This window comes from Sphingomonas sp. GW821-FHT02B09, assembly GCF_059421875.1.
The window spans coordinates 79820-89219 of the sequence record NZ_JBWKVV010000004.1 but is presented as its reverse complement, the minus strand read 5'-3'; the positions used below and the strand labels follow the sequence as shown (position 1 = coordinate 89219).

At 67.5% G+C, this 9400-nt stretch carries 6 protein-coding genes and 1 pseudogene; 6 read left to right on the top strand and 1 reads right to left on the bottom strand.

The features are described 5' to 3' along the window. Positions 1-3: 3 nt before the first annotated feature. The 6 genes from AC07U4_RS17080 to uxuA all read left to right on the top strand — a co-directional run bounded on the left by AC07U4_RS17080 (position 4) and on the right by uxuA (position 8138). On the top strand, positions 4-1476 hold the full coding sequence (locus tag AC07U4_RS17080) for a flavin-containing monooxygenase (RefSeq protein WP_495196245.1): 1473 nt from the start codon (positions 4-6) through the stop codon (positions 1474-1476). Positions 1477-1829: 353 nt separating this feature from the next. Beyond that, the gene (locus tag AC07U4_RS17075) at positions 1830-3110 is read left to right on the top strand and encodes an EAL domain-containing protein (protein ID WP_495196244.1); all 1281 of its coding nucleotides are present in this window, start codon (positions 1830-1832) and stop codon (positions 3108-3110) included. A gap of 2 nt (positions 3111-3112) precedes the next feature. Beyond that, positions 3113-5533: an ATP-binding protein gene (locus AC07U4_RS17070; protein ID WP_495196243.1), complete on the top strand. Its 2421-nt coding sequence runs from the start codon at positions 3113-3115 to the stop codon at positions 5531-5533. Between the two features lie 55 nt (positions 5534-5588). Next, complete coding sequence (locus AC07U4_RS17065; RefSeq protein ID WP_495180842.1) at positions 5589-5978, top strand: response regulator; 390 nt, start codon at positions 5589-5591, stop codon at positions 5976-5978. 95 nt (positions 5979-6073) lie between these two features. Beyond that, positions 6074-6871 carry a FadR/GntR family transcriptional regulator gene (locus AC07U4_RS17060; protein WP_052075584.1) on the top strand — a complete coding sequence of 266 codons (798 nt, stop codon included), beginning with the start codon at positions 6074-6076 and terminating at the stop codon, positions 6869-6871. Positions 6872-6965: 94 nt separating this feature from the next. Continuing rightward, positions 6966-8138, top strand: coding sequence for a mannonate dehydratase (gene uxuA / locus AC07U4_RS17055; RefSeq protein ID WP_495196242.1), 1173 nt, complete (start codon positions 6966-6968; stop codon positions 8136-8138). Between the two features lie 305 nt (positions 8139-8443). On the opposite strand, the pseudogene AC07U4_RS17050 reads toward uxuA, so the two are convergent. Beyond that, positions 8444-9396: pseudogene (locus tag AC07U4_RS17050) on the bottom strand (class I SAM-dependent methyltransferase). Positions 9397-9400: the final 4 nt, after the last annotated feature.

Sequence of the window (9400 nt, the reverse complement as noted above, 5' to 3'; positions counted from 1 at the left end):
GCGATGGCCGAGCATGTCGATGTCCTCGTGGTCGGTGCCGGGATATCCGGCATCGGCCAGGGCTATCACCTGCAACGCCGCTGCCCCGACCGTAGCTATCTGATTCTCGAAGCCCGGCCGACGCTCGGCGGCACCTGGGACCTGTTCCGCTATCCCGGCATCCGCTCGGACAGCGACATGCACACGCTCGGCTTCTCCTTCCATCCCTGGACGGACGACCGGTCGATCGCTGGCGGCGCGACGATCCGCGGCTATGTCGAGGAGGCGGCGCGCACCCATGGTATCGACCGCCACATCCGCTTCGGCCACCGCGTTACCACCGCCGCCTGGTCGACCGACGCGGCACGCTGGACGATCGAGGCGACCGGCCCCGAAGGCGCGCCGCGGGTCTTCACGTGCAATTTTCTATGCATGTGTTCGGGCTATTACGATTACGCCCGCGGCTTCACGCCCGAGTTTGTCGATGCCGAACGGTTCGGCGGAACGATCGTCCACCCGCAATTCTGGCCGGAGGATCTCGATTACGCAGGCAAGCGGATCGTGGTGATCGGCAGCGGCGCGACCGCGATGACGCTGGTGCCCGAACTCGCCCGGCAGGCGGCGCACGTCACCATGCTGCAGCGCTCGCCGACCTATGTGGTGTCGCGGCCGGCGGAGGATCGCCTCGCCAACTGGCTGCGCGCGCGGCTGCCCGGCAAGGCCGCCTATCGCCTCACCCGATGGAAGAACGTGCTGACCAGCATGGTCTATTACCGGCTCGCCAAATCGCGTCCGGCCCAATTCCGCAGCCGTCTGCTGGCGATGGTTCGCGACCATCTCGGCCCCGATTACGATATCGAGCGGCATTTCACGCCGCGGTACGATCCGTGGGACCAGCGGCTCTGCCTCGTACCCGACGCCGATCTGTTCGCCAGCCTCAAACGTGGCGACGCTTCGGTGGTAACCGGGACGATCGACCGTTTCACCGAGACCGGCATCCGCCTGGATTCCGGCGAGGACCTTCCCGCCGACGTGATCGTCACCGCGACCGGCTTGCGGCTGCAATGGCTGAGCGACATCCGCTTCACCCGCGACGGTACGCCGATAGCGTTCAACACGGCCCTTCAATATAAGGGGATGATGTTCTCGGACGTGCCCAATCTCGCGTACACCTTCGGCTATACCAATGCGTCGTGGACGCTGAAGGCGGAGCTGGTGGCGACCTACGTCTGCCGGTTGCTCAATACGATGCGCCAGCGCGGCCTGCGCCAGGCGACGCCGCGGCTGCGCGATCCGGCGATGGCGACCGAGCCCTTCGTCGATTTCACCTCGGGCTATATCCAGCGCGCGGCGCATCTTCTGCCGCAACAGGGCGCGCGCAAGCCGTGGAAGCTCAACCAGAATTATGTGCTGGATGTGGTCGCGCTGCGGTTCGGGTCGGTCGATGACGACATGGTCTTCGACAATCCGGTCCCGGGCCGGCGCGACGCCGCCTGATCGTTCGATGGCGGCATTCGAGGGGAGGGTAATGCCCTCCAAACGGAATGCGGCCCGGACCTGTTCGACCTCACCGACCAGCGGCAGCGATCGTCCCGGCCCGAGCCGAGGCGGCGGTTACCAGGGCTTGATGTTAACCGAAATGGCCGCGAGGACGAGTGCGAAAACTACCGACATGCTAATCTCCCTTATCGTGGCATCTCCAGGATGCTTGATATCCTTAACCTCATGTTAAGCATTTAACAATCCGTTCCGCAGCGGCTTAGATGGCTCATGTGCGATTAATCTTATCTTCAAACCTGATGCTCTACGCCGGGCTCATGACCGTCGCGCATCGCTCGGAAACCGTGGAAATGCTGGCTTCCCGCGTCATGACGGGGGCGCAGCGGACGACCGACCCGGCGTTCCGTTTTCAGCTGATCGCGGAAATCGCCAATTTCACCGAATTGCGCCGACGCCTTGGCTGTGCCCGCGCCGAGCTGCTCGTTGGCCTCGTTGCCGACCGAGTCGCGCGCGTGCTGCCGACCGCTAGCGTCGCCGTGCTGGGCCGGACGCAGATCGCCAGCGGGTTCCGCGACGCAGATCGCGCCGCCGTCGATCGCGCCATCGTCGCGATCGAGAAAGCGTTCGAACAGGCGTTCACCCTCGACGATCAGCAAGTCACCATTCGCCTGACCTTCGGTGCCGCCGCGGCGGCCACCGCCAATCTCGACGAGGTGGCATTGGTCGAGGAGGCGGAAAATGCCCTCGCCGAGGCCCGCACCGCCTACCACACCGTGACCCACGCGGTCGCGCCGCGCGCGACGCTCGACGTGCTGCAGGTGGCGCGCGAGCTCGACCAGGCGATCGATCGCGACGAGCTGGTGCTGCACTATCAGCCCAAGGTGCACGTCCGTCATCAGGAGATCCGCAGCGCCGAAGCGCTGGTGCGCTGGCATCATCCCGAACGTGGGCTGGTGATGCCCAACGATTTCATCTCGGTCGCCGAAGAATGCATGCTGATCGACCGCATGACCTTGTGGACGATCCGCCGCGCGATCGAGGACCAGCGCAACCTCGCCGCCCGCGGTCATGATTTGCGCCTGTTCATCAACATCGCCGGCCAGTTGCTCGCCGACAGCGCTTTCGTCCGCGCCGCATGCGACCTCGTCGGCGGCAGCGATGCCAAGCTCGGGTTCGAGATCACCGAAACCTCGGTGATCCGCGATCCCGCGAGCGCGATCGCCAATCTGCAAATCTTCGCGGACTTCGGCATCACCATCGCGATCGACGATTATGGTGCCGGGCTCTCCTCGCTCGCCTACCTCAAGCAATTGCCGGCGCGTGAGCTCAAGATCGACAAGCTGTTCGTCACCCAGCTCACCAGTTCGAACCGCGACCCGTTGATCGTCCGTTCGACGATCGACCTCGCGCACGCCTTGGAGATGGAAGTGGTCGCCGAGGGGGTGGAGACGCATGCCGCACTGGCGCTGCTCACCGTCATGGGCTGCGACATGGTCCAGGGTTTCCTGATCAGCCGCCCAGTCGTGCTCGAATCGTTGATCCAATATCTCGACGAAGGACGCCACCGCGCGCCCGCACCCAATCCGCTCGCGGGCTTCGGCGGCTTCGCCGCGACCCGACGCGTAGTCTGACGATGCGCCGCTGGCCCTGGCGGTCGTGGCTGGCGGCCGGTCTACTTGCGCTGGCCCCGGTTTCGGCAACGGCGGATGTCTTCGACAGGCTCGTTGCCGACGCCAAGACCGCGATGCTCAGCGATCCGCACCGTACCGCCGACCGCGCGCTTGCCGCGGAACGCGTGGCCGATCAGCAGCCGCCGTCGCGCCAGCGTGCCATTCGGCAGGCAACTGCCAACTGGCTGCGCGGCGAGGCGTTGATGCGGCTCAACGATGTCGGCGCTGCCGAACCGTTGATCGAAAAGGCGGTGGCGCTGTCGTCACGGCTAGCAGCGGGATCGGAATTGCAGGGTGACGCACTGCTCGCCAGCGGCTGGATCCACACCGTTCATGCCGATGTCGCTCGCGCGCTCAGCGACTATCAGCGCGCCCACACCATCTTCCGGACGTTGGGCAATACGCGAAGCCAAGCCAAGGCGTTGCAGTCTATTGGATCGCTCTACGCCGACGCCAACGATCACGCGAACGCGCTTCGCTATTACAGTCAGGCGCTTGCGCTCTACCGTTCGGACCCGATGCTGGCGCTGACGCTTTACAACAACCGCGGCAACTCGCTGAAGTACCTCGGTCGTTACCGCGAGGCGTCGCAGCAGTTCCGCAATGGTCTTGCGCTCACCGAACGGATCAACAGCCCGTTGCTGCGCGTGCTGATCCTCGGCAACATCGCCGAAGCGCGGCTGATGGACAAGGATGTCGTCGGGGCGCAGCGCGCGATCGATCAGGGGCTACGGCTATCGACGCGTGGCGAGGCGGCGGGATTTCGCAAGACGCTGATCGGCCTCGACGCGCAGGCCGCCTATCAGCGCGGCGACATCGCCACGGCGCTGGCGCTGATCGCCGAACGGTTCGACGGCGAGGATATCGACCACACCACGCTGATCGATCGCGAGGCGCATCGTACCGCTTATACCATTTATCGCGCCGCCGGCCGCCCCGAATTGGCCTTGCGCCACCTCGTCGCGTTGAAGCGGCTTGATGACGAATCGACCGCGCTCGCCCGTTCGACCAGCGCGGCGCTGATGGCGGCGCGGTTCGACTTCGCCAATCAGGAACTCAAGATCGCCAGTCTCCAGCGCGACGAAGCCCGCCGCAACGTCGCGTATGAACAGGCACGCACCCGCACGCAGCGCAACATCTTCCTCGGCGTCGTCGCCTCGACGATCCTCGCGATCGGCCTGCTCGGTATGGGGTTGATCACGCTGCGTCGGAGCCGCAACGAAGTCCGCGCCGCCAACGACGACCTCGCCGTCACCAATACCGCGCTCGGCAAGGCACTGGCTGCCAAGACCGAATTCCTCGCCACCACCAGCCACGAAATCCGCACGCCGCTCAACGGCATCCTCGGCATGACGCAGGTGATGCTCGCCGACGCGCGGATCGGCGGCAGCACGCGCGACCGGCTCAGCGTCGTGTATAGCGCGGGCGTGACGATGCGCACCTTGGTCGACGATATCCTCGACGTCGCCAAGATGGAGACCGGCAATCTCACCGTCGAGGCGGCGCCGTTCGACCTGCGCGCGATGGTCACCGAATCGACCCGGTTGTGGCAGGACCAGGCCGAGGCGAAGGGTATTGCGTTCCATCGCGACATCGCGGAATGCCCGGCGATGATCCTGGGCGATGCCGCGCGGGTACGGCAGATCGTGTTCAATCTCATGTCGAACGCGCTCAAATTCACCGCCGAGGGCAGCGTGACGTTGCACGCCGCCGCTTATGGCGACGACCGGCTCCGCATCGTCGTCGCCGATACCGGCATCGGCATCCCGCCCGAGACGTGCGACGCGATCTTCGAATCCTTCCGTCAGGCCGACACCAGCACCACCCGCCGGTTCGGCGGCACCGGGCTCGGCCTGTCGATCTGCCGCAACCTCGCCCGGGCGATGGGTGGCGACGTGACCGTGACCAGCGTCGTGGGGGAGGGGTCGCGGTTCATCGTCGACCTGCCGCTGGTGCGCGCCGAGGCCGCGACGGCGCCGGCCGAAGCCACGCCCGGCACCGCGGGGATGCTGGTGCTCGATCGCAACCCGATCACGCGCAGCATGCTGCGGACGCTGATGACGCCGCACGCCGGCGTGGTGGTGGCCACCGCGACACTGGACGAAGCCGTCGCCGCGCTCGCCACCACGCGATTCGACCGCCTGCTGATCGATGCGGCCGCGTTGGGCGCGGTCGAGGACGCCGCCGACGCGCTGCAAAAGTTGGCCGCCGTCGCGGCTGCGGCGGACGTGACGATCCTGCTGCCGAGCGCCATGGACGCCGATCGTATCGCATCCGCAACGGACGGATCGTTCCGTAGCGTTATCAAACCGGTCAGTGGTTCGGCATTGGTCGCAATACTCTATCCTGCGCGCCATGTGGCGCTTGTGTCGCAGGCGGCATGAAGCGTAGACGCAATAGCATGCCATCGCCGATCCCACCGACCCCGCAGCCCTCCCGATGAACGTCCTGTTCATCGAAGACGATCGGATGAACCGCCGCGTCGTCAGGGACATGCTCGATGTCGCCGGGGTCACGATGATGGAGGCGGAGAGCGCGGAAGACGGGTTACAGGCGATCGACGCGCAGGATTTCGACATGCTGCTGATCGACCTGCGCATGCCCGGCATGGACGGCATCACCGCGATCGGCCACATCCGCGCGCGCGCCGACGGCAAGGCGGCGGTGCCGATCATCGTCATCACCGCCGACACCGCGCTCGACCTGCGCGAGCGGTGCATCGCCGCGGGGGCGGACGAGGTGTTGTTCAAGCCGGTCGCGATGGATGCCCTGTTCGAGGCGATGGGCCGTATCCTCGCGCGCGATGCCGATGGCGGGATGCTCGTCTGACCGATACCGGTTGCGATCGCGCACGACGCGGCCTTCCCATGCCCGTGCCTCTCGTAGTATCGATCTCGTCCCGCCCGCTTTAATTGGTAAGTCCGATGCCCAAGCCGACCATCCGCCGCCCTTCGAAGGTCGATCTCGGCAAGGAGAGCGCCACCAGCGATCGCCTGTACCAGCGCCTTGCCCGCAAGCTGTTCGACCAGCTCGCCTCGGGTGCGTTCGCGATCGGTGACCGCCTGCCCGCCGAACGCGAGCTCGCGATCGAATATGGTGCCAGCCGCCCGGCGGTGCGCGAGGCGCTGATCGCGCTGGAAGTGCAGGGGTTCATCGAGGTTCGCGTCGGCTCCGGGGCCTATGTCTGCCGCCTGCCGGGGCAGGGCGAGGAGCCCGGCTTCGCGATCACCGCCTTCGAACTCACCGAGGTGCGGCTGATGTTCGAAGGCGAGGCGGCGGCACTGGCGGCGCTGCACGTCACCGACGACCAGATCGACCGGCTCGACGCGCTGGTCGCTGCGATGGCGACCGAGAACCTGCTGCCCGAGGTGACCGAGGAGGCCGATCGCGATTTCCACCTGACCATCGCCGCCGCCACCCGCAACGCCGGTGTGCTGCGTACGATCGAGGATCTGTGGCATCTCCGCTCGACCTCGCCCGAATGTGCTTTGCTCCACGCCAAGGCGCGCAATGCCAAGGTCCGGCCGGTGGTCGAGGAACATGCCGCGATTATCGACGCGCTCCGCGCGCGCGACGCCAATGCCGCCCGCGCCGCGATGCGCGCGCATCTGTCGGCAGTGATGGATCATCTGCTGTTCCGTACCGAGGAACTCGCGGTCGAGGAGGTGCGTCGTTCGCTCGCCAGCACCCGCCAGCGCTATGGCGTATCGCCCGTCGCCTGACGCAAAGCGGCAAACCGCTCGCTTCTAGGTTGTCAGACCAATCATTGCGCTGCTAGTCACGCCCTACCAGGAGGGGGATGGCGGCGAGATGATGATGACCCAGACCATGCGGTGGTTTGGCCCGAACGATCCGGTGCCGCTCGCCGCGATCCGGCAGGCCGGCGCGACCGAAGTGGTGACCGCACTGCATGAGATACCGAACGGCGACGCCTGGCCCGACGATGCGATCGCCGCCCGCAAGCGGATGATCGAGGACGCCGGCCTCGCGTGGACGGTGGTCGAGAGCCTGCCCGTCGCCGAGGGGATCAAGACCCGGTCCGCAGACTGGGATCGCCTGATCGAGGCCTATGCGGTCAGCCTTCGCCGCCTCGCTGCGCACGGCATCACCGTCGTGACCTACAATTTCATGCCGCTGCTCGACTGGACGCGGACCGACCTCGCTTGGGAATTGCCCGATGGCGCCCGCGCGTTGCGCTTCGAACTGCATGCGCTCGCCGCCTACGACATCCATCTCCTCCGCCGGCCCCAAGCGGCGGCGGACTATTCCCCCGCCGTCGTCGCTGCGGCGGCGCAGCGTTTCGCCGCGCTCGACGAGGCGGGCCGTCACCGGCTGGAGCGGACGATCATCGCCGGTCTGCCGGGCAGCGAGGAAAGTTTCACCTCGGCCGAATTGTTGCGCCGGATCGGCAGTTACGCCGCGATCGACGCCGACCAGCTGCGCGCCAACCACGTCGCCTTCCTCGCCGCGGTCTGTCCGATCGCCGAGGCCGAGGGGATCCGGCTCGTCGTCCACCCGGACGATCCGCCATTCCCGATCTTCGGCCTGCCCCGCGTCGTCAGCACCGAGGCGGACGTTGCGGCGCTGTTCGCCGCGGTGCCGTCGCCCGCCAATGGCCTGTGCTTCTGCACCGGCTCGCTGGGCGTGCGCGCCGACAACGATTTGCCCGGCATGGTCCGTCGCCTCGGCGAGCGGATCGGCTTCCTCCATCTCCGCTCGGTGCAGCGCGAGGCGGACGGCGCGTTCCACGAGGCCGAGCATCTGCGCGGTGACGCCGACATGGCGGCGATCGTCGCGGCGGTGGTCGATCTGCAACTTCGGACCGGGCGTGCGCTGCCGATGCGCCCCGACCACGGTCACCAGATGGTCGACGACCTGCACAAGCGCACCAACCCCGGCTATTCGCTGATCGGCCGCCTGCGCGGCCTCGCCGAGCTGCGCGGCCTCGAAGCCGGGCTGATCCACGCCCGCGAGGCGGGAGGGGTCTGACAAGCGGCATGTCGGTACAGGCCGTGGAGACTGCCTGCGAACAAGATCGTTAGCTTCCCCAGCGTTGGCCCTGAGCCTGTCGACTCTCACGGTGCTTCGACGACGTTGACACCAAAGGTCGATGACGCCCGCCAGCTAAACGAATGTGAAAGAAAAGATGATGTTCGCGCAGAGGCGCGGAGGCGCGGAGATGCATCGCGTGGGGCTGCATGGCCCTGTCATCGCGTCGCCGATGGGAGGAGCCGCTAGTGCGGCAAGCGCAACATCTCCGCGCCTCCGCGCCTCCGCGTGAACACTGCTCTTCCCTAATCGGCCTTCGGCGGTGGCGAAGACGGTACGCGCAGCGCGGCGGCGAGCGACGAGGTGGCGCTGCCGCGCCGCGCCGGTTTGGGTTGCGAGGCGTCGGGCGCCCAGCCGGTGAGGAACACGATCGAGAAGCGCTCCGTGGTCCGGCCGTCCGGCCCCGCCGCCGCGGGGGACGCCCCGGCGGTTCTGGACNNNACGTCCGCCCCCCCCCCCCCCCCCCCCCCCCCCCCCCCCCCCCCCCCCCGGTCCGGGCCAGCGTGCCGCGCGTCATCGCCGAGCGGCCGATCAGGATGTTGCTCGCCGCCATGCCGCGCAGATCGTCGAGCAGCCGCCCGAAACTCGCATAGCGGACATCGAACGTCTCGATGTCGGCGACCGGCAGCGCGAAGCCGGCGCGCATCAGCAGGTCGCCCGCCGATCGCACGTCGATCTGCGGGTGCAGCCGCGCCGCCGGCCGTTCACCCTCGGCGACGCGCAGCGCCGCGCGCAGCGCGGGCAGGCTGCCGCCGCCGAGGAACGCGCCGAGGAACAGCCCGTCGGGCCGCAACACGCGCCGGATCAGCGTCAGCGCACCGGGCAAATCGTTGACCTGATCGAGGACGCCGGCGCTCAGCACCGCATCGAAACTGCCGTCGGCGAACGGCAGCCGCTCCTCGTCGCCCTGCACGCCGCCCGCGGCCTGCGCGAAGCGGAAGCCGGGATCGACCCGTGCGATCCGGGCGCCGGGCACGACGAGGCTGCGATCGGGCACGCCGATGTCGAGCACGTCGGTGAACGCGCGCTTCACCGCGTCGAGCCGTTCGAGCAGCCCCTCGACCATGACGTCGCGCAGGAAGGCGTGGTCGGGATAGCCGTCGGCGGCGCGGTCGCGGCGCAGGCGGCGGGCAGGGCGGTCGAAGATGGCGTTGGCGTTCACCGCCCGGCTTGTGCCTGTTGCGGCGGTGCGCGACAAGCGG

What these genes read in the sequence shown, in the direction of transcription:
- AC07U4_RS17080 (WP_495196245.1), top strand. Translation starts at nt 4, where the DNA reads ATGGCCGAGCATGTCGATGTCCTCGTGGTCGGTGCCGGGATATCCGGC.
- AC07U4_RS17075 (WP_495196244.1), top strand. Translation starts at nt 1,830, where the DNA reads ATGCTGGCTTCCCGCGTCATGACGGGGGCGCAGCGGACGACCGACCCG.
- AC07U4_RS17070 (WP_495196243.1), top strand. Translation starts at nt 3,113, where the DNA reads ATGCGCCGCTGGCCCTGGCGGTCGTGGCTGGCGGCCGGTCTACTTGCG.
- AC07U4_RS17065 (WP_495180842.1), top strand. Translation starts at nt 5,589, where the DNA reads ATGAACGTCCTGTTCATCGAAGACGATCGGATGAACCGCCGCGTCGTC.
- AC07U4_RS17060 (WP_052075584.1), top strand. Translation starts at nt 6,074, where the DNA reads ATGCCCAAGCCGACCATCCGCCGCCCTTCGAAGGTCGATCTCGGCAAG.
- uxuA (WP_495196242.1), top strand. Translation starts at nt 6,966, where the DNA reads ATGACCCAGACCATGCGGTGGTTTGGCCCGAACGATCCGGTGCCGCTC.